This is a genomic window from Streptomyces curacoi (assembly GCF_001513975.1).
In the GTDB taxonomy this organism is placed as follows: Bacteria; Actinomycetota; Actinomycetes; order Streptomycetales; family Streptomycetaceae; genus Streptomyces; species Streptomyces curacoi.
The window spans coordinates 113,554-133,543 of sequence record NZ_KQ947989.1 but is presented as its reverse complement, the minus strand read 5'-3'; the positions used below and the strand labels follow the sequence as shown (position 1 = coordinate 133,543).

12 protein-coding genes are annotated in these 19,990 nt (G+C 71.8%); 5 read left to right on the top strand and 7 right to left on the bottom strand.

Annotated features, from left to right (window positions below; all coding sequences use genetic code 11):
* Positions 1–181: 181 nt before the first annotated feature.
* A complete protein-coding gene (locus tag AQI70_RS20850; protein ID WP_062152301.1) occupies positions 182–2,416 on the top strand; it encodes a glycoside hydrolase family 95 protein in 2,235 nt (744 codons plus the stop codon).
* 17 nt (positions 2,417–2,433) lie between these two features.
* Here the strand turns inward: AQI70_RS20850 and AQI70_RS20845 are convergent, their stop codons facing one another.
* Both AQI70_RS20845 and AQI70_RS20840 read right to left on the bottom strand, forming a co-directional pair.
* Entirely contained in the window at positions 2,434–4,401 is a 1,968-nt protein-coding gene (locus AQI70_RS20845; protein WP_062152298.1) for an N-acetylmuramoyl-L-alanine amidase, read from the bottom strand.
* 229 nt (positions 4,402–4,630) lie between these two features.
* Positions 4,631–5,773, bottom strand: coding sequence for an aminoglycoside phosphotransferase family protein (locus AQI70_RS20840; protein WP_062152296.1), 1,143 nt, complete (start codon positions 5,771–5,773; stop codon positions 4,631–4,633).
* A 245-nt stretch (positions 5,774–6,018) separates the two neighbouring features.
* Between AQI70_RS20840 and AQI70_RS20835 the strand changes: the two genes are divergently transcribed.
* Positions 6,019–7,512 carry a DNA-binding protein NsdB gene (locus tag AQI70_RS20835; RefSeq protein WP_062152293.1) on the top strand — a complete coding sequence of 498 codons (1,494 nt, stop codon included), beginning with the start codon at positions 6,019–6,021 and terminating at the stop codon, positions 7,510–7,512.
* Between the two features lie 56 nt (positions 7,513–7,568).
* On the opposite strand, the gene AQI70_RS20830 is transcribed toward AQI70_RS20835, so the two are convergent.
* A complete protein-coding gene (locus AQI70_RS20830) occupies positions 7,569–8,999 on the bottom strand; it encodes a PP2C family protein-serine/threonine phosphatase (protein WP_062152291.1) in 1,431 nt (476 codons plus the stop codon).
* A 431-nt stretch (positions 9,000–9,430) separates the two neighbouring features.
* Here AQI70_RS20830 and AQI70_RS20825 point away from each other — a divergent pair, with 431 nt between their 5' ends.
* A complete protein-coding gene (locus AQI70_RS20825; protein ID WP_062152289.1) occupies positions 9,431–9,844 on the top strand; it encodes an SsgA family sporulation/cell division regulator in 414 nt (137 codons plus the stop codon).
* Positions 9,845–9,890: 46 nt separating this feature from the next.
* Here the strand turns inward: AQI70_RS20825 and AQI70_RS20820 are convergent, their stop codons facing one another.
* Both AQI70_RS20820 and AQI70_RS20815 read right to left on the bottom strand, forming a co-directional pair.
* The gene (locus AQI70_RS20820) at positions 9,891–10,988 is read right to left on the bottom strand and encodes a baeRF3 domain-containing protein (protein ID WP_062152286.1); all 1,098 of its coding nucleotides are present in this window, start codon (positions 10,986–10,988) and stop codon (positions 9,891–9,893) included.
* Between the two features lie 76 nt (positions 10,989–11,064).
* A complete protein-coding gene (locus AQI70_RS20815; protein WP_062152284.1) occupies positions 11,065–12,657 on the bottom strand; it encodes an alpha/beta hydrolase in 1,593 nt (530 codons plus the stop codon).
* A 271-nt stretch (positions 12,658–12,928) separates the two neighbouring features.
* Between AQI70_RS20815 and AQI70_RS20810 the strand changes: the two genes are divergently transcribed.
* The gene (locus AQI70_RS20810; protein WP_062152282.1) at positions 12,929–13,582 is read left to right on the top strand and encodes a chaplin; all 654 of its coding nucleotides are present in this window, start codon (positions 12,929–12,931) and stop codon (positions 13,580–13,582) included.
* A gap of 490 nt (positions 13,583–14,072) precedes the next feature.
* Positions 14,073–14,927: a GNAT family N-acetyltransferase gene (locus AQI70_RS20805; RefSeq protein ID WP_062152280.1), complete on the top strand. Its 855-nt coding sequence runs from the start codon at positions 14,073–14,075 to the stop codon at positions 14,925–14,927.
* On the opposite strand, the gene AQI70_RS20800 is transcribed toward AQI70_RS20805, so the two are convergent.
* Both AQI70_RS20800 and AQI70_RS20795 read right to left on the bottom strand, forming a co-directional pair.
* Positions 14,924–15,652, bottom strand: a complete 729-nt coding sequence (locus AQI70_RS20800) for a hypothetical protein (protein WP_062152278.1) — start codon at positions 15,650–15,652, stop codon at positions 14,924–14,926. The two genes, AQI70_RS20805 and AQI70_RS20800, sit on opposite strands and share 4 nt — an antisense overlap.
* The gene (locus AQI70_RS20795) at positions 15,649–19,971 is read right to left on the bottom strand and encodes an aminotransferase class I/II-fold pyridoxal phosphate-dependent enzyme (RefSeq protein WP_425264624.1); all 4,323 of its coding nucleotides are present in this window, start codon (positions 19,969–19,971) and stop codon (positions 15,649–15,651) included. Before AQI70_RS20795 ends, AQI70_RS20800 begins: the two co-directional genes overlap by 4 nt.
* Positions 19,972–19,990: the final 19 nt, after the last annotated feature.

Sequence of the window (19,990 nt, the reverse complement as noted above, 5' to 3'; positions counted from 1 at the left end):
TGACCCTTGCCGCTGAGTCATCGGACCTCTAGCGTCGAGGGTCATGTCGTATGAGTCGCATGGGATCACGCGGAGAACTACGTTAAGGGCCACGGCAGGAGGGGTTGGGGGGCTTGTCCTGAGTGCCGGAACCGCCGAGGCTGCAGTCGCTGATTCCTCCGATGTATCCCGGGAGTCATCGGTGCTCTGGTACGCCGCCCCCGCCGCCGACTGGGAGCGTGAGGCCCTGCCCATCGGCAACGGCGCACTCGGTGCCATGGTGTTCGGCACCCTGCCCTCCGAACGGTTGCAGTTCAACGAGAAGACCCTCTGGACCGGCGGGCCCGGTTCCGCGCAGGGCTACGACCACGGCAACTGGCGCACTCCCCGCACCGACGCGATCACCGCCGTCCAGGACGACCTCGACGCGCGGACCACCCTCGACCCCGAAGCGGTGGCCGACCGGCTCGGCCAGCCACGCATCGGCTACGGCGCCCATCAGACCTTCGGCGACCTCCACCTCGACATACCCGGCGCGCCGACGACGCCCCCGGCGGACTACCGCCGCGAGCTCGACCTCGACAACGCCGTCGCCTCGGTCGGCTACACCCACCAAGGCGTCCGCCACCAAAGGGACTTCTTCGCCTCCCACCCGGACGGTGTGATCGCGGGCCGGCTCCACGCCGACCGGCCCGGCAGCGTCACCTTCACCCTGCGCTACACCTCCCCACGCGCCGACTTCACCGCCACCGCGGCCGACGGCACCCTCACCGTGCGCGGCGCGCTCGCCGACAACGGGCTCCGCTTCGAGGCACAGGTCCGGGTGCGCAGCCGCGGCGGCACCGTCACCTCCGACGCGAACGGCACCATCACCGTGACCGGGGCGGACAGCGCCTGGTTCGTCCTGGCCGCGGGCACGGACTACGCCGACACCTACCCCGACTACCGCGGCCCGGACCCACACGCCGCCGTCGGCCGCGCCGTGCGACAGGCGGGCGACCGCTACGAGGCCCTGCTCGCCCGGCATGTCCGCGACCACCGAGCCCTGTTCCGCCGAGTGGTTCTCGACATCGGCCAGTCGCTCCCCGCGGACGTCCCCACGGACCGCCTGCTGGCCACGTACGCCGGCGGCGCCGGCGCGGCGGACCGCGCCCTGGAAGCCCTCTACTTCCAGTACGGCCGCTACCTGCTCATCGCCTCCTCACGCCCCGGCTCGCTGCCCGCCAACCTCCAGGGCGTCTGGAACAACAGCACCACGCCACCGTGGTCGGCGGACTACCACACCAACATCAACATCCAGATGAACTACTGGCCCGCCGAGGCCGCGAACCTCGCCGAGACGACGCCGCCGTACGACCGCTTCGTCGAGGCCCTGCGCGCGCCCGGACGCCGTACGGCACAGGAGATGTTCGGCTCACGCGGCTGGGTCGTGCACAACGAGACCAACCCCTACGGCTTCACCGGCGTACACGACTGGGCGACCGCCTTCTGGTTCCCCGAGGCGGCGGCCTGGCTCACCCAACAGCTGTACGAGCACTACCGGTTCGGAGGCTCCACCGACTACCTGCGCACCACCGCGTACCCCGCGATGAAGGAAGCCACCGAGTTCTGGCTGGACAACCTGCGCACCGACCCGCGCGACGGAACCCTCGTCGTCACCCCCAGCTACTCACCCGAGCACGGCGACTTCACGGCCGGCGCCGCCATGTCGCAGCAGATCGTCCACGACCTGTTCACCAGCACCCTCGAAGCGGCCCGGATCCTGGGCGACGCCCCCGACTTCCGCCGCCGCGTCGAGGCGGCGCTGAACCGGCTCGACCCGGGCTTGCGCATCGGCTCCTGGGGACAGCTCCAGGAGTGGAAGGCGGACCTGGACGACCCCACCGACACCCACCGGCACGTCTCGCACCTGTTCGCCCTCCACCCCGGACGGCAGATCGAACCCGGCAGCAAGTGGGCCGAGGCCGCCAAGGTCTCCCTCACCGCACGCGGCGACGGCGGCACCGGCTGGTCCAAGGCCTGGAAGATCAACTTCTGGGCGCGGCTGCGGGACGGCGACCACGCCCACAAGATGCTCGGCGAACAGCTCAAGTACTCCACGCTGCCCAACCTCTGGGACACCCACCCGCCGTTCCAGATCGACGGCAACTTCGGCGCCACCTCCGGCATCGTGGAGATGCTCCTGCAGAGCCAGCACGACATCATCGAGGCGCTGCCCGCCCTGCCCGCCGCCTGGCCGACCGGCTCGGTGCGCGGCCTGCGCGCCCGCGGCGGCGCCACCCTCGACATCGAGTGGGCCGACGGCCGGGCGACCCGCATCGCCCTGAAGGCGTCAAGGACCCGTGAACTCACCGTGCACAGCGACCTCTTCGAGGAGGGCGAGCTGACCTTCAAGGCGGTCGCCGGGCGACGGTACACCTGGCAGAGGGAGGACTGACCCTCGCGGACGTGCCGTCAGGAGCCCGACGGCACCACCCGCACATCCGCCGCCCGCACGAACCCGACCCGGTGGCCGAACTGGATCTCGTAGTACTGGTCCTTCCCGACGACGACCCGGTGGGAGGCCGCGTCGAAGCCCACTGCGTAGTAGTACTGGCCCGGCAGCCGGTCGCCGACCACATACCGCTGGCCCGCGGGCAAGGTGTACGGCAGCGGCGACACCGGCTGGGCGGGCACTCCCGCCGGATAGGCGGAGGCCTCGGGGTAGGCGCGCCCGTAGACCGGGACGCTCTTCAGACCGTCCCTGGGCGTCACCGTACGGCCGGTGGCGTTCACGGCGGTCGGGTTCTGCTTCGGGTTCCGGAACCACGCCTTCTGCCCGAGGTACCAGATCGCCGTCCAGTCGCCCTTCCGGTCGGCGACCGCGTACTGCTGCCCGGTGGAGACCCGGGAGGACAGGTCGTTCACCCCGGTGGTCGGGGTCGTGCCCAGACCGATGTCCTTGACCAGGGGATATGACTCGCCGGGCCCGGAGTACAGCCGCACCGCGCTCGATCCGTGGTCCGCGCAGGGGGCGCCCGCCGAGACACAGCCGGTGTACCTCGGCCGGTTGGCGGCGTAGTCCGGGCGGATCGTCACCACACCGCTGTCCGGGCCCGCGGTCGACTCGAACGGGCGGCCGAGCAGCTCGAAGTAGTGCCGCCAGTCCCAGTACGGGCCCGGGTCGGTGTGCATCCCCCTGATCGTCGACGCGGTCGGGCCCGGCACGGTGTCATGGCCGAGGATGTGCTGCCGGTCCAGCGGGATGTCGTACTTCTGGGCGAGGTAGGTCACCAGACGTGCCGAGGACCGGTACATCGCCTCCGTGTACCAGGCGTCCGGCCTCGCCAGGAAGCCCTCGTGTTCCAGGCCGATCGACTTGGCGTTGACGTACCAGTTGCCCGCGTGCCAGGCCACGTCCTTGGCCTTCACATGCTGGGCGATATGGCCGTCGGTGGAGCGCAGCGTGTAGTTCCAGGACACATAGGCAGGGTCCTGGACCATGGTGAGGACACCCTCCCAGGCGCCCTCCGTGTCATGGACGACGATGTAGTCGATGTCCTGGGAGGTGGGACGGTCGCCCAGGTCGTGGTTGCCGTAGTCGCCCTCCCCGAACTGCTTGTAGGGCGCCGGGATCCACTCGCAGGACACCGTCCCAGGGCACTCGGTCCCACCGGCGTCGGGGGTCCGCAGCCCGGCCCGCCTCAGTTGGGCGGTCCTGGGGGAGAGCCCCGGCTGCGCGGCCAGGACGACCCGTTGGCCCGTGTCCGTGGCGCGCTCGCGGCCGGTGCGCAGCACGTCGTAGACGTCGTTGGCGTACGCCGCCGCCGTAGCCGAGTCGTCCGCGCCCGAGAAGCGGGCCACCGCGCCGTACCAGTCCGCCGGATCGGAGCTCAGCGGTTCGCCCAGCTCCTGCTGCGCGTCGGCGAGCAGGGCGGCACCGCCGGCCACATTGGCGGCCGGATCCGTACGCAGCTCCCGCGGGCTCAGCCCGGTCAGCTTCGCCGCCTTCGGCAGCGTCCTGAGGCGGGCCGGAATCGCCGAGGTCCGCGGCAGCTTCGCCGCGGGGAGCAGGGGCGGTCGGGCATTGTCGCCGCGCGCGTCCTCCGAGCCCTCGCTGTGGTGCGGCGTGGCCCCGGCGAGCGCGGTGCGGGCGTCGGTGAGGTGCATCGGCCCGTAGCCGCCGGTCATGCTGGGCGCACCGCCGTGCGTGTCCCAGCGGGACTGCAGATAGGAGACGCCGAGCAGGACGCTCTGCGGCACGTGGTACTCGGCGGCGGCCGAGGCGAAGGCCGACTGCAGGCCGTTCGCCGAGCTCCGCGCCTCGGACGGGGCGGCGCCCAGCAGCGGGAACAGCAGTGCCGCCGTGGCCAGGGCGCCGGCCGTGGCCCGCGTACGTCTGCGCCCGGCCGCTCGGTCGGGGGCGGTGACGGATCCTCGCAATGCAGCCTCCTGGGACGGTCGGGCGCGATGAGCCGTACGGGGCCGGGCGTGCGTCAGTGGCACCGACGGTCCGACTATCCGTCAATCATGCCCAGAGGGAGGCGAATCCCTGGGAAACCCAGGTCTCCGGGAGTTTCGTGGCGGCGGACCCGGGGTCGACGATTCCGCCGTACATACGAAGGCCCGCGGTGCGCCGATGTCCAGGGCGCACCGCGGGCCACCGTCCCCGTCAGCGAGTGCCGACCGCCGCGCGCACGGCCCGTCGGGCCAGTTGGCAGTCGTCGTGCAGCCGCCTCAGCAGCAGCCGCTGTTCCTCGCCGGACGGCGCAGCACCCGGGTGGGCCTGACCCGGTGCCGCCGGGGCCGTGTCGTGCATCGAACGCTGCACGGCCGTCTCATAGGTACGGATCTCCCGGGTCAGCACGAGCATCAGGTTCACCAGGAACGCGTCCCGGGAAGCCGGACCCGCCGACTGGGCGATCTGGCTGATCTGCCGCCGGGCCACCGGCGCGTCCCCGAGCACCGCCCACAGCGTCGCCAGGTCGTAGCCCGGCAGGTACCAGCCCGCGTGCTCCCAGTCCACCAGCACTGGACCGGCCGGTGAGAGCAGGATGTTCGAGAGCAGTGCGTCGCCGTGGCAGAACTGGCCCATGCCCTGCCGGCCCGCGCTCTTGGCGATGCCGTGCAGCAGCTTCTGCAGATCACCCAGGTCCCGGTCGGTGAGCAGCCCCAGCTCGTGATAGCGGGAGATCCGGGTCGCGTAGTCCAGCGGTGCGTCGAACGTGCCCGCCGGCGGGCGCCACGCGTTGAGCCGGCAGATCGCTCCGAGTGCCGCCCTGATGTCCGCACGCGGCGGCGTCTCCAGCGGGTGCCGCTGCAGTGCCGCCACCCGGCCCGGCATCCGCTCGATGACCAGTGTGCAGTTGTCCGGATCCGCCGCGATCAGTCTCGGCACCCGCACCGGGGGGCGGTGCCGGACGAACGAGCGGTATGCAGCTATCTCGTGCCGGATCCGCTCGGCCCACACTGGGGAGTGGTCCAGTAAACACTTGGCGACGGCCGTGCTGCGTCCGGTCGTGCCGACCAGGAGCACGGACCGTCCGCTGCGGCGCAGTACCTGCACCGGGGCGAACTCCGGGCAGATCCGGTGCACCGACGCGATCGCCGTACGCAGCTGGGCGCCCTGAGGGCCGGACAAGTCGAGTCTCCCGCTGAGCGGTTGGGTGCCGAGCCCCGCGGGGCGCCGCGCCCGGCCCGCACCGAGCACGGGAGCGGCCGCCGGCCGCGCGGGATCGAGGTAGGGGCCGCTGCCCGCCGGGCGGGCACGCAGCGGCCGGGGCGGGGCGGACACGGAGGACGATGCTGCGTACATGGGAGATACAGATCCCTTCGTGTGCCTGCGACGTCAAAGCGCTGCCCGAACCGGCCGCCCGGGTGCACCCTGGGGAATGCACCAGCCGTAGCGAGAAGGCGACCGGGTCGGGGTGGCGCGTTCCTACCTGACACCCGATGCCCGGTGGCAGACCATCTGGCGCACCCTGGCGAACCCTGGCGAATAGTCCCGGGGCAACTTGCACCGGGCTACTGTCAACTCAGCCGAGAACCTGGGGGCTTGACGTGAGCGGAGAACCCAACACCCGCCTGGCGGACCTGTTCGGCCTGGCCGGCTGGTCCAAGGGCGAACTCGCGAGGCTGGTCAACCGGCAGGCGGCGGCCATGGGCCACCCCCAGCTGGCGACCGACACCTCGCGGGTGCGGCGGTGGATCGACATGGGAGAGATCCCGCGCGATCCCGTGCCGCGGGTGCTGGCGGCCCTGTTCACCGAGCGTCTCGGCCGTGTCGTGACCATCGAGGACCTCGGTCTGGTCCGGCACGGGCGTGCGGGGAAACGGCAGGACGGCGGGAGTGTGGAGCATCCCGACGGTGTGCCGTGGGCGCCCGAACGGACCGCCGCGGTCCTCACCGAATTCACGGGAATGGACCTCATGCTCAACCGACGCGGCTTGGTGGGCGCGGGTGCCGCGCTCGCCGCGGGATCCGCACTCAGCAGCGCCATGCACGACTGGCTGCACACCGACCCGGCCCTCAAGGCCGACGCCCCCCAGTTCGACGACCCCCTGCACGCCGACCCCGCCGGGTTCGACCGCTACGAGGCCGCCCCCATCGGGTCCCAGGAGATCGAGGAACTGGAGCGCTCGGTCGAGGTGTTCCGGGCCTGGGACGCGGCCCGCGGCGGCGGGCTGCAGCGCAAGGCAGTCGTAGGGCAACTCAACGAGGTGGGCGGCATGCTCGCCTACCGTCACCCCGACCATCTGCAGCGGCGCCTGTGGGGCGTCGCCGCCAACCTCGCCGTCCTCGCGGGCTGGATGTCGCACGACGTCGGCCTGGAACCCACGGCCCAGAAGTACTTCGTCATCGCCGCCCATGCCGCGAGAGAGGGCGGCGACCGGCCCCGCGCCGGGGAGGCGCTCTCCCGAGCGGCTCGCCAGATGGTGCACCTGGGCCGGCCCGACGACGCACTCGACCTGATGAAACTCGCCCAGTCCGGCTCCGGCGACCAGGTACTGCCGCGCACCAAGGCGATGTTCCACACCATCGAGGCCTGGGCACAGGCGTCGATGGGCAAGGGCCAGGCCATGCGCCGCACCCTGGGTCAGGCGGAGGACCTCTTCGTCTCCGACAGGAGCGACGTACCGCCACCGAGCTGGATGCAGACCTTCAAGGACGAGGATCTGTACGGCATGCAGGCCCTGGCCTACCGCACGCTGGCCGAGTTCGAGCCGGGCGCGGCCGTGCACGCCCAGCACTACGCGGAGAAGGCCCTTGCCCTGCGGGTCGACGGCCGGGAGCGGTCGAAGATCTTCGACCATCTGTCCATGGCGTCCGCCTGCTTCATCGCGGACGACCCCGAACAGGCGGACCGGTACGCACGGCTGGCCCTGATGTCGATGGGCTCGAACTCCTCAGGGCGCACCTGGGACCGGCTGCGGCAGATGTACCGGCTCACCGCGGAGTACTCCAGCTATCCGAAGATCCACGAACTGCGGGAGGAGATCCGGTTGGCGCTGCCCAAGGCGAAGAAGCCCGGCGGCGAAAGCGCACAGGCATAGGGGGACTGTGCGCCTGCTCGGTTCCCGTAAGTTCCAGGCCTTGCTTCCGGTGAGTTCTAGGACGTCACCCTGGCCACGAGCACGCAGGCGTCGTCCTCGCGCTCGCTCTCGCCGAACTCCTCCACGACCAGCCGCAGGCAGTCCTGTGCGGTACGTGCCTCGGCGAAGCGTGGGCCCAGGTCGAGGATGCGGTTCGCGGAGTCGGCTCCGCTGTGCCCCGGCACCAGTCCGCCCGTGTGCAGCAGGAGCAGGTCGCCCACCTCCAGGGTCTCTTCGGCCTGTGTGTAGACGGCGCCCGAGGTGGCGCCGAGCAGGACGCCGTTCGGCGCGTTCAGGCTGCGCCCCGTCCCGTCGCGGAACAGCAGCGGGGCGGGGTGTCCGGCCTGCGCCCAGGTCAGGGTGCGGGTCTGCGGTCGGTAGCGGCAGCAGACGGCGCTGCCGAGGGCGGGCTGGACGGTGGCGTCGAGTAACTGGTTGAGCCAGGACATCAGTTGCCCGGGCTGGGTCCCCGCCATCGCCATGCCGCGCACGGCGCCCAGCAGGGTCGCCATGCCCGACGCGACGGCGACGCCGTGGCCGGTGAGGTCGCCGACGCTCAACAGGGTTTGGCCGTCGGCCAGTTCGAGCGTGTCGTACCAGTCGCCGCCGATCAGCGCGCTGGTCGACGACGGCAGCCGGTGGGCCGCGAGGTCCAGTGTCCGAGGCCCCTGGTGCGGGAGCCGCAGGGAGCCGCGCCATGGCGGTAGCACGGCTTCCTGCAGCTCGACCGCGAGCCGGTGCTCGGTCTGCGCCTGGTGCCGGTGGCGCTGGAGCGAGTCACGGGTCTCGCTCACCGCCCGCTGGCTGCGGCGCAGTTCGCTGACGTCCCGCAGCACGGCCCACATCGAGGCGGTGCTGCCGTCAGTGTCGAGCACGGGCTCGCCCATCATGTGCACCGTCCGGACCTCGCCGTCCGGCCGGACGATCCGGAACTCCCCGTCGATGGGCTTGGCGTCGACGAGGCAGCCGGTGACCATCGCCGTCAGCTTCGGCCGGTCCTCCTCGAACACCAGGGACGGCAGCTCGTCCAGCGTGAGCGGCGGAGCGGCGGGGTCCCGCCCGAGGATCTGGTAGAGCTCGCCGGACCAACTCACCTCGTCCGTCAGCAGGTTCCACTCCGCGCTGCCGACCCGGCTGAGCAGCGAGCCACGCCGGGGAGCGGACGGCACGGCCCGGTCGGTGGACGGTTCCACGGGTGCCGGGGAGCCGGGGGCCGGGCCGTCCCGCAGTTGCGCCAGGTGCTCGTCGAGGTCGTTGAGCTGGTGCAGTGCGAGGTCGCACAGCGCCCGCTGCCAGCGCTCCCGCGGGTCCGAACCGTCGCTCTGCGTGTCCCGTCGTACGGCGTCGACATCGCCCCTGAGCCGTCGCGTCTGCGATATGAGCGCGTCGACCGAGCCGCGTCCGGGCGGCTGAGCGGCGGGGCGGTCCGCAGAGAGATGGGACGGCATGACGCACTCCGATGCGAGGACGGTACGACCAAGGCTGACGGAAGGACCGGTTACGACTGTTGCACAGCCCGCGACGCCCTGTAAGGGATTTGGCAACACCCGATACGGTGGTGCGTCCGGCATATGCCAGAGTCTCCACGGAGGGGTCGCGGCCTGCGCATGGCGTACGTCACGCGGTGGATCAAGTCGTAGGCCCGGTACGTGATTTGACGGTCCGTTGGGCCGATTGTGCGGCGCTCATTCGAGTGTTCGACGGTCGGATGTTCCAGGGGTGTGGCGGCGCAGGGCGTCGGTTCGGGGGTTGCATTCTTCGGGGGTGATGCAGCTCACATAAATGATGTCCGCTTCGGTGTAATGCGAAGGGCGTCTGCGGGGTCCTAAAGGCACAGCGGCAATCACCGTCCGACCTCCGACCGCAGGGGAGACCGCCCATGGACATCGCCCTCGAGCAGCCCGCCCGTGCCCGCCTGATCACCGGCGGGGAGCGTGAACTCCCCGTCCCCGCCAAGCTGCGCTACGCCTCCACGGACCCGCTGGCGGTGCACATCGACTTCCCGGGCGAGGTCTCTCTCGACGGCCGGGGCGCCACCTGGACCTTCGCCCGCAGCCTGCTGGAGACGGGGCTGCGCGGGCCGGCCGGTGACGGTGACGTGCACATCTGGCCGTGCGGTGAGGAGCGTACGGTCCTGGAGCTGCACTCGCCCTACGGCATGGCCCTGCTCCAGTTCGACACCGCCGCCCTCAACCGCTTCCTGCTGCGGACGTACGCGGTGGTCGCGGCCGGCGAGGAGGACCTCGGGGCGGTCGTCGAGCGGGGCCTCAGCGCGCTCTTCGGCAGCGTGTGAGGAGGCGCCGGGCTGCTGCTGCCGCCGCCTCCTCGCCGCTCCCGTGTCAGTACCGCAGCACCCCGGCGATCCCCTGGGTGTCGCTCAGCGTGCCGTCCGGTACGAAACGGACCTCGGCACCGGTCTCCAGGCACTGCTCGACGATCTCGTCCACGATGTCCTCGCGGGCGTCGAGGTCGCCGCTGTCGGCCGGGATCAGATGGTCGCCGCCCTCGGCGCGCACCGTCACCCGGTAGTTCTCCTCGACGGCCAGCAGGCGGATCCGGCCCTCGCGGGCGCTGCGCCAGACCTCGTCGACACCGGCCGCGAACGCCTTGCGGCCACGGGCGGCGACGAGTTCCCGCGTCACCGCGTCGGCGTTCCTGCGGTTCTCGGCGGTGATCCGCGGCCGGACGGCCTGCCACACCGCCTCGCGCGTGCCGTGCGCGAGCCCGCCGTGCTGGATGTGCACGGCGTCCTTGGTGACGCCGCCGATCTCGTCCAGCAGGGACAGCGCCGCCGGCTCGCCGGTGATGTACACCGGCCGTGGATCGCGCCGGAGGATCGCGCTCATGGCGGAGTCCGCGTCCTTGAGGAAGTGGCGGGTGCCCTCGTCGCGGAACGTGCTCGGCATGTCGCCGATCCGCTCCTGGCGCTCGGCGTCGAAGTTCTCGACGCCCCTGGTCAGCGGGAAGCCGCCGACGCGGGCCTCGGTGACGCGGTCCAGGGTGCCGTTCCACAGGGTGACGCGGTCGGCGGAGACCGAGAGCACCCAGTACGGCCGCTCGGCGGCGTGCGCGGAGACGAGGTTGCGGGTCAGGAAGGTGTCCGAGAGCACCACGCGCTCGGGCACCGTGCGGGCGAGGGACCACACCTGGTGTTCGCCCGGAGCGGCGAAGATCACCAGACCGTCCTCGGCATAGGTGAGATCGACCTCGGCGAGGGCCTGGTCGAGCTGTCGCTCGACCTCCGCCCGTCGTTCGCGGGTGACCGAGGGATCGGCCTCCAGCTGTTTCTTCGCCTCGGCCACGACATTGCGCAGCCGGACCTGGTCCTGGGCCCGATAGGGCTCTCGGCGATGGGTGGGCGTCAGCACGGACACGGCCGGATAGGGGCGCGGGCGCCGCAGCTCGGTGAGGGTCGTGGGACTGAGTGCGTGCTCCATAACAGCACGATAGGACCGATTCACCGATCGGGCATTAGGGGCAATTCCCTCGCACGTCCGGGGCCTGCTCCCGGGCCTACTCCCGGCCGTCCTCCGGCCCGCAGGAGCTGCCGTCGGGCGGCAGCGTGCCGTACAGCAGGAATGCGTCGACCTTGCGGTGCACGCACTTGGACGAGGCGTATCCGGTGTGGCCGCTGCCCTTGTTGTCGAGGACCACGGCCGAGGAGCCCAGGCGCCTGGCCGTCTCCTCGGTCCAGCGGTACGGCGTCGCCGGGTCGCCGCGGGTGCCCACCAGGAGCATCTTCGGCGTGTCCACGTTCTTCACCTCGTCGCGGATGAAGTCCGTGCCCCGGGGGCGGCCGTAGCACATCAGCACCCCGGTGAGCCGGTAGTGGCCGAAGACCGGCGACGCCTGCTCGTACTCGGCGCGCAGCCGGTCGAGACCGCCGATGATCTGCTCGGCGGTGGGGCGGTCGGGGTCGTCCGCGCAGTTGATCGCCATCAGGGCAGCGGGGGCGTTGTCGAGGGGGATCTCCTCGTCGGCGACGAGACCGCCGTCGGGCTCCTCGGTCTCCTCCCGGCTCCCGGGCTCGGCAGGCGCGGCCCCGCCGGTGGCGAAGGACTCGATGGCGTGCGTGTCGCCGTCCTCGACCAGCGAGGCGAGCGCCCGCTCCAGGGAGGGCCACAACTCCTCGCTGTAGAGCGCCTGTCCTATGGCGCCGACCAGGTCCTGCCCGGTGAAGGGCTCACCGAAGGCCGTGGGGACCGGGTCCTCGTCCAGCGAGTCGACGAGGCGTACGACCTGCTTGCGGGCCTCGCGCGCGTCCTGTCCGAACGGGCAGGCGATGTCCTTCACGCACCAGTTGATGAACTCCTCCAGCGCCTTCTGCTGTCCCTTGGCGCCCGCGACTCCCTGTTCGGTCAGCGGTTCGGTCAGCGTGTCCACGCCGTCGAGCACCAACCGGCCGACCTTTTCGGGGAACTGGGCGGCGTACACCGCGCCGAGCCGCGTTCCGTAGGAGAAACCCAGGTAGTTGAGCCTCTTGTCGCCGAGGGCCTGGCGGATCACGTCCAGGTCGCGCGAGGCGTTGACCGTGCCGATGTGGGGGAGCACCGGCCCGGAGTGCCGGGCGCATGCCTCGGCCGCCTTCTTCAACTGGTCGAGGACGGACCGCGGATCGCGGCCGAGGTCCGTGCCGTCCTCCGGCACGTCGACGTTCTCCTCGCCGTCCCCGCAGCTGACCGGCGAGGACCTGCCGACGCCGCGCGGATCGAAGGTCACGATGTCGTAGCCGTCGGTCAGCTCCATGAAGTCCTTGCCGCCGGAGGCGAATTCGGGGATGCCCGCGCCGCCCGGCCCGCCGAAGTTGAGCAGCACCGAGCCCTGTTTGTCGCCGGTGGCCCGGTAGCGGGCGAGCGCCAGATCGAGCGTCCCCGCGCGGGGGCGGGCGTAGTCGAGGGGGACCGTGACCTTGCCGCACTGCAGATCCTTCGGCAGGCCGTCGCCCGGGCACTTGGCCCAGGTGACCTTCTGCCGGTAGAAGCGGGTGAGGTCGGGTTCGGCCTTGTCCCTGGCCGCCGGCAGGCCCGTGCCGAGCAGGGCCAGGCCGAGCGCGCCGGTGACCGCGCAGCGCCTCAGCGTGGGCCGCGTTGACAGCTTGGCGAGCATCGAAGCCTCCTGGGACGCCCGTCGCGGACCGGGAAGCGGCGTCCTCGATCACGATAAGCGGGCCCTGGAACACGCGCCTCCGGACGAGCGGGACCGCCCGGGCCGTCGTACGCTTCGCCCTTTGCGCGGCCAACGGATGTTTTTACCGCTAGTTCGACAACCCTGCCACTCGATGGGGTGAATGGCCGATAAGCCATAACTCGGATGGTTCGCCTGCGTTTTATCCGGTGCGGGTGAGTGCCCGCGACCATGTCTGGAAGGCAGGGAACCTATGAGACGGGTTACCCGAAACGGTGTGATCGCCATTGCCGCCGCCTCGGGCGCGATGGCCGTGACGATGCCGGCGTTCGCCGACTCGGCCGCGCACGGTGCCGCGGCCGACTCGCCCGGGCTGATCTCCGGCAACACCATCCAGCTCCCGGTGCACGTCCCGGTGAACGTGTGCGGGAACACCGTGAACGTGGTGGGGCTGCTCAACCCGGCCACGGGCAACAGCTGCGCCAACAAGGGCGCGGCAAGCAAGCCGGGCGGTGCCTCGTCCAGCGGCGCCACGGCCGAAGGACGCGGAAAGGATTCACCCGGAGTCGCGTCCGGCAACGTCGTGCAGCTCCCGGTCCACCTCCCGGTGAACGTCAGCGGCAACTCGGTGAACGTGGTCGGCGTCGGCAACCCGGCGACCGGCAACGAGTCCGTGAACACCCCGGGCGACCGCCCTCCCACCACGCGGCCGACGCCGAAGCCGTCCACACCGCCGAAGACGCGCCAGCCCCGGCCGGCGCCGCCCGCGCCCGCCCCCCGCGGCCCCGAGGTCTCGCTCGCCCACACGGGAGCGGACCAGGCCCTCTCCGCCGTGGCGGGCAGCGCGGTCCTCGTCCTGGGCGGAGCCGTCCTGTACCGGCGCTTCCGCCCGAAGGCGGTGCGCTGACCTCACGCTTCGCGCAGTGCGACCGGCCCTACCGGGTGAACGAACGGTGGGGCCGGTCGTCGTGCGGACGTTTGGCCGACCGTGGCCCTGGTGTGCGTGGGGTCAGTGCACTGCCGAAGGGGTGCCGGCCGCGGCCGGCCCTCGTGGCTTCCCGGGCGGGGCTGTCCTGTATCGGCGCTTCCGCCCGAAGGCGGTGCGTGACCTCACGCCTCGCGCGGCGCGACCGGCACCACCGGGCGGATGGACGGTGGGGTCGGCCGTCGTGCGGACGCTTGGCCGGCCGTGGCCCTGGTGTGCGTGGGGTCAGTGCCGGCACCACCGGGCGGATGGACGGTGGGGTCGGTCGTCGTGCGAACGTCTGTCCGACCATGCCCCCTGGAGCGGCAACGGCTTGATCATGCCGTGACGACCTCCCCGGTGATCCGCGAGGATGCTGCGGGCGCGGTCGGTCACCGCGCGCACGCGACCCCCCACGGAATGGAGCGCACCCATGGCCTCTGCGGCCCCCGAAGAGCTCGTCGTCACCCGGGCCCGCCTCGCGGACTGGCCGGTGATCAGCGGATGGGCCGCCGACGAGGGCTGGAACCCGGGACTCGCCGACGGACCGGCCTTCTTCGCGCAGGATCCCGACGGGTTCTTCCTCGGCCGGATCGACGGCGAGCCCGTCTCCGCGATCTCCGTCGTCAACTACGGCACCGACTACGCCTTCCTCGGCTGCTATCTGGTCCGCCCCGACCTGCGCGGCCGCGGCCACGGCCTCACCACCTGGAAGACCGCCCTGGCCCACGCCGGAAGCCGCACGATCGGCCTCGACGGAGTCGTCGCCCAGCAGGACAACTACCGCCGCTCCGGCTTCGAGCCCGCCCACCGCACCATCCGGTACACCGGAACCGCGCCCACCGCCGAGGCGCCGGCGGGCATCCGGGTCGTACGGCCCGAGGACGTCGACGACCTCACCGCGTACGACGGCACCTGCACCCCCGCCGACCGCCCCCGCTTCCTCGCGCACTGGCTCACCGGCCCCGGACACCACGCCGTCGTCCGCCGTACCGGCGACCGCGTCACCGGCTACGGCGTGATCCGCCCCGGCCACCACTGCCCGCGCATCGGCCCGCTCTTCGCCGACACCGCCGAGGACGCACGGGCCCTGTTCGCCGCCCTGACCGCCGAGGCGGCCGGCCGCGAGGTCGCCATCGACGTGCCCGAGACCAACCCGGCGGCCCTCGCCCTCGCCGAGGAGGCCGGCTTCACGCCCTCCTTCGAGACGGCCCGTATGTACACGGGCCCGGTACGGCCGTACGCCCAAGAGCGCGTCTTCGGCGTCACCACCCTGGAACTGGGCTAGCGGGTACGTCCCTCCAGCAGCACCATTCCGGTGTCCCCGTAGTCCGGCAGCGTCGGGTCGGCGTCGATGCGGGTGACGCTCAGCTCGCGGGTCAGCGGTGTGAAGACCTCCCGGACGATGTCCGGGTTCACCGGGCAGCCCGGCCAGCGTGAGGCGGGTCCGACGCGGTAGGTCGGCATGTTCTCCATGAAGGCCGCCACCAGGTACCCGCCCGGCACCACACAGCGGACGAACGCCCGGCAGAAGTCGGCGAACTCGGCGCGGTCCTCGGTGGCACCCTCGGCGACGAAGTGCATGGACGCCAGGTCGTAGCCGCCGGGCGGGAGGGCACGGACGTCCGCGTGCACGACGTTCACCTGAGCCAGCGCCCCGGCCAGGGTGGCGGGCAGGCCGGGGTTCAGCCGGCGACACAGCGCGTGGAACGGCAGCCAGCTCGCGTCGGGCTCGTCGAGGATCTGCCGTTCCAGATAGGCGACATTGCCGGCCCCCGCCTCCACGGCGTCGATCCGCCGGCTCGCGGCGGACGCGAGGATGAGCGGATACAGGTTGGGGCCGGCCCCGAACTCCACCGAACAGCCGAGGGAACGGGGTGCGAGGCGTCGGTAGAACGCCGAGTGATGGGCGATGACGGCCGCGTCGGCGGGGTGCAGGTCGCGGTAGTTCTCCGCCAGATAGTCCGCCACCGGCCAGCGGTCCCAGTCCACGTCGTCGTTGTGCGTGATCATCGTCCGGCCCAGCTCTTCGGGCGCAGTGGGAAGCGCGCGGACAGACGGGTCAGGGTGGCGGTCAGCCGGCCGATGTCGTCGTCCGAGTTGAGCGCCGTGATCTGGACGCGGAAACCCACCCGGTCGCGCGGCACGAGGGGATAGGCGGCCAGCGTCACATAGATGCCTTCCTCCCACAGGAACGCCGCGACCGAGTCGAGGTCGGCCGGGTCGGCGAGCGGGATCTCGACGATGGGCAGCCGGTCGCGGTTGAGGGTGCCCACACCCAGGGCGTCCAGGTGGTCGAGCACCCGGACCGTCCGGCGGTACAGGTCGGCGCGCAGGGCGTCACCGCGCCGCTCGTTGACGTCGAGCCCGGCGAGCGCGGTGGCCAGGGACGCCGTGGGGGAGGGGCCCGAGTAGAGGTAGGGCGCGGCGGCCGTCTTCAGCCGGTTCTTCAGGTCGGCCGGCAGGGCGAGGAACGCCAGCAGGGAGGAGTACGCCTTGGAGAAACCGGCGACCAGGACGATACGGTCGTAGGACTCGCCGGTGTGCCGGACCAGACCGTTGCCGCGCATCCCGTACGGACAGAGCTCGCCGGGGCCGCGCTCGCCGATGACGCCGAAGCCGTGCGCGTCGTCGATGTACAGCGTGGCGTCCCGGTCGCGGCACACCGCGGCCAGCGTCGGCAGGTCGGCGATGTTGCCGGTCATGCTGTCGACACCGTCCAGGCACACCAGGCGGGGCGCGCCGACGGGCACCGAGGCCAGCAGCGCGTCGAGTTCGTCGGGCCGTTCGGCGTGGAAGCGGCGCAGGGTCGCGCCCTGGCCGCGGGCCACGAGGCAGCCGTCGTACACCGTCCGGTGCGCGGTCGCCTCGACGAAGACGTGCCCCTCCTCCGCCAGGACCGGGATCACCGAGGCGTGGATCAGGGTCAGCGTCGGCAGCAGCAGCGTGTCCGGGGCGCCCAGCAGCGCCGAGAGCCGTTCCTCGATCTGCGGGTACAGCCGCGGACTGCCCAGCAGCCGCGACCAGCTCGGGTGCGTCCCCCACCGCCGTACGGCGGGCCCGATCCGGGCGGCGATCTCCGGGTCCCAGTCGAAACCGAGGTAGTTGCAGGAGGCGAAGTCGATCAGCCAGTGGTCCCGGCTGCGGATGTGCCGGCCCCGCACCTCGTCGAGGACGGCGTCGCTCATGGGGCTGGTGCGCCGCAGATGGTCGAGGTCCGCCCAGCGCACCTCCCGCCGGCTGCGCAGCGGCAGGTCCGGGTGGTCCGGCGGCCGTTCCGGGACGCCGGACCCCGGGGCGAAACGGTTTCCGTCCCGCCGCAGCACCTGCCGGCTCTGCTCCACCGTCAGCGGCCGCGCGAACAGGAAGCCCTGCCCGAACCGGCACCCCATGCCCGCGAGGATGTCCCGCTGGGCCGCGTCCTCGATCCCCTCGGCGATGACCTGCAGTCCCAGCGTGTCGGCGATGCGGACGATGCCCTCGACGAGGGCGACCTGCTGGGCGTCGCGGGCGATGTCGTCGATGAACGACTTGTCGATCTTCAGCACGTCGATGGGGAAGTCCCGCAGATACCGCAGCGAGGAGAATCCGGTGCCGAAGTCGTCGACCGCGATGTGCACGCCCAGTTCCTTCAGGGCATGCAGCACCGCCTGGATCTGGGCGTCGCGGCGCAGCAGCACCGTCTCGGTGAGCTCCAGTTGGAGCGAGCCGGGCGCCAGCCCCGGTGTCCGCAGCGCCTGGCCGACCTGGTCCACGAACCCGCTGTCACGGAACTGGCGGGCGGAGACGTTCACACTGACGTAAGGCGGGCTGTCCGGCCGACACAGCCGCTGCAGCCCCGCGATGTCGTTGACGGCGTTCTCCAGCACCCACGACCCCAGCACGGCGATGTGCCCGGTCTCCTCGGCCAGAGTGATGAACTGCTCCGGGGGCACCGGCCGGTCCGGGGCGCGCGGCCAGCGGACCAGTGCCTCGAAGCCGACGACCTCGCCCTTGGTGATGTCCACGACGGGCTGGTAGCGCAGCGCGAACTTCCTTCCGGCGACCGCCTGGGCGAGCCGGCTCTGCAGGTCGTGCCGTTGGAGCATGCGGGTGCGGAGCAGGGGCTGGAAGCGGCGCCACTGCCGCTTGCCCGCCGACTTCGCCGCGTAGAGCGCGAGGTCGGCGTGGCCCAGCAGTTCGTCGGCGTCCGTGCTGTCGTGCGCCGTCGCCACACCCACGCTGGCGGAGACGGTCACCGACTCCTCGCCCTGTGCGAACGGCCTGCTCAGGGTCTGGATCACCTGCGCGGCCAGCATCTCGGCGTCGAGCGGCCGGTGTGCGTCCTCCATCAGCACGGCGAACTCGTCGCCGCCCAGCCGGGCCGCGGTGTCGGTGCGCCGCAGCGTCTGCGACAGCCGGGCACCGACGTCCCTCAGCAACTGGTCGCCGGCCGAGTGCCCCAGCGTGTCGTTGACCAGCTTGAAGTCGTCCAGGTCGATGAAGAGCAGACAGGTCAGCGAGGACTGGCGGCGGCCGCGCAGCAGGGCGCGCTCGATGCGCTCCCGCAGCAGCGTCCGGTTGGGCAGACCGGTCAGCGAGTCGTGGAAGGCGCGCTCGGTCAGCTCGTGCTCCAGCCGGCGTTGCTCGGTCACGTCCCGCAGGGTGACGACCAGCCCGGCCACCGTGCGCTCGTCGCGGAAGTCGCTGCACCGCACCTCCACCTCGACCTGCCCGTCCGGGCGCCGCACCCACCAGTGGTCGTGGGTCGCCCGCGGCCCGATCTGCCGTACGGCCGTCAGCTGCCGGGCCGCCCGGTGCCGGTGCCGGGGATCGACCAGCTCCGGCAGCGGCCGGCCGACCAGGTCCGTGCCGCCGAACACGGACGTGGCGGACGGGCTCGCGTACCGGATCGTGTCGTCGTCCTCCAGGATCAGGATCACGTCGGAGGCGTTGCGCACGAGGGTGCGGAAGTACGCCTCGCTCTCCCGGCGGATGACCTCCTGACGCAGTGCGACGCGTTCCGTGGCGAGGCCGGCGTGCGAGGCGAGGATCTCCAGGGAGCTCCGCGTCTCGGACAGCCGCCCGGGCGGCCCGGCGACCAGCAGCACGCCCGGGATGTCCCCGGCCGGACGGTCGGGCGGGGTCAAGGGGCACACGAGGACCGAGGGGAGGCCGCCCAGCTCGGCCACGACGTCGGGGTTCAGGGTGTCGGTGGCGACCAACTCGGCGCGGGGCCGGGCGAGCCCGACCGCCCGCTCGGTCGGCAGGAGCAGCGTGCGGTGGCGCACGTTCGGGCCCAGCAGCCGGTCGACGGCCGCCTCGCAGGAGCGCGCGACCTCCTCCTGCCGGCCCGCGGAGACCAGCGAGGCCCCCGCCGAGCGGAGCGCCAGTTCCCGGGTCACCGCCCTGCGATGGGCCACGACCATGCCCGTGAGGCGCAGGATGACCAGCAGGAACAGCAGACCGGAGAAGATGGCGATCACGGGCACGCCGTGCGGCCTTTCCTTCAGCCCCTGGTTCAGCAGGATCGCCGGGGCGATGAAGGTGGCCAGGGCCAGCATCAGCAACCGGTGCGGCGGCGGCAGCAGGGACTCGCGCACGGGCACGGAGGCGGTGAGCTCGACCATGGCGGGGTGCAGGGCGGCCAGGCCCCACGCGGTGTAGAAGACGATCCACCCGGAGTCCACCAGTGTCCCCGCCTGCCACATGCTGTTGAGCTGCAGGATCCCGTACGCGATGTCGAAGCAGAGCAGCGTCAGAGTGCCGACGACCAGCAGGCCCACCGACCGGTTGTGCCCGGTCACCGGGCTCGGTGTCAGCAACCTGGCCAGCAGGGCCAGCACCAGCACGTCACCGAGGGGGTACGCGATGCTGATCGCCCGCTGCTGCCAGGTCAGCCCCGGGATCTCGGTCAGCGGCTGGACCAGGAACACCCACACCGGCAGCGCGAGTCCGGCGGTGAAGATCAGTGCGTCGAGCAGGCTGGGCAGGTCATGGCCCTCCCAGCGGTACCGCACCAGGCCGGACAGACCGACGGCGAAGAGCGGGTAGGTGGTGAGGTAACAGGCGTCGGCGGGGGAGGGGAAGGGGTTGGAGGCCGCGAAGTACTCCTCCATCACGTTGTAGTACGTGTCGCCCGCGACGAAGGTGAACAGACCGGCCGCCAGGAACCACCACGGCCAGCGGTGGGCGGGGCGGTACAGATGCGTGCCGGCCGGCACGGCGGCGACACCGGCGAGACCGATGACGGCCCACACGGGGGTACGGGCGGCGGGGACCGTCATGTAGACGATCGTGGCGAGCGCGACCAGAGTGATGTAGGCGGTCATCAGCCGCTGAGCCGGCAGCAAGAGGCAGCGCCTCCCCCCT

What these genes read in the sequence shown, in the direction of transcription:
- AQI70_RS20840 (WP_062152296.1), bottom strand. Translation starts at nt 5,773, where the DNA reads ATGTACGCAGCATCGTCCTCCGTGTCCGCCCCGCCCCGGCCGCTGCGT.
- AQI70_RS20830 (WP_062152291.1), bottom strand. Translation starts at nt 8,999, where the DNA reads ATGCCGTCCCATCTCTCTGCGGACCGCCCCGCCGCTCAGCCGCCCGGA.
- AQI70_RS20825 (WP_062152289.1), top strand. Translation starts at nt 9,431, where the DNA reads ATGGACATCGCCCTCGAGCAGCCCGCCCGTGCCCGCCTGATCACCGGC.
- AQI70_RS20820 (WP_062152286.1), bottom strand. Translation starts at nt 10,988, where the DNA reads ATGGAGCACGCACTCAGTCCCACGACCCTCACCGAGCTGCGGCGCCCG.
- AQI70_RS20815 (WP_062152284.1), bottom strand. Translation starts at nt 12,657, where the DNA reads ATGCTCGCCAAGCTGTCAACGCGGCCCACGCTGAGGCGCTGCGCGGTC.
- AQI70_RS20810 (WP_062152282.1), top strand. Translation starts at nt 12,929, where the DNA reads ATGAGACGGGTTACCCGAAACGGTGTGATCGCCATTGCCGCCGCCTCG.
- AQI70_RS20805 (WP_062152280.1), top strand. Translation starts at nt 14,073, where the DNA reads ATGGCCTCTGCGGCCCCCGAAGAGCTCGTCGTCACCCGGGCCCGCCTC.
- AQI70_RS20800 (WP_062152278.1), bottom strand. Translation starts at nt 15,652, where the DNA reads ATGATCACGCACAACGACGACGTGGACTGGGACCGCTGGCCGGTGGCG.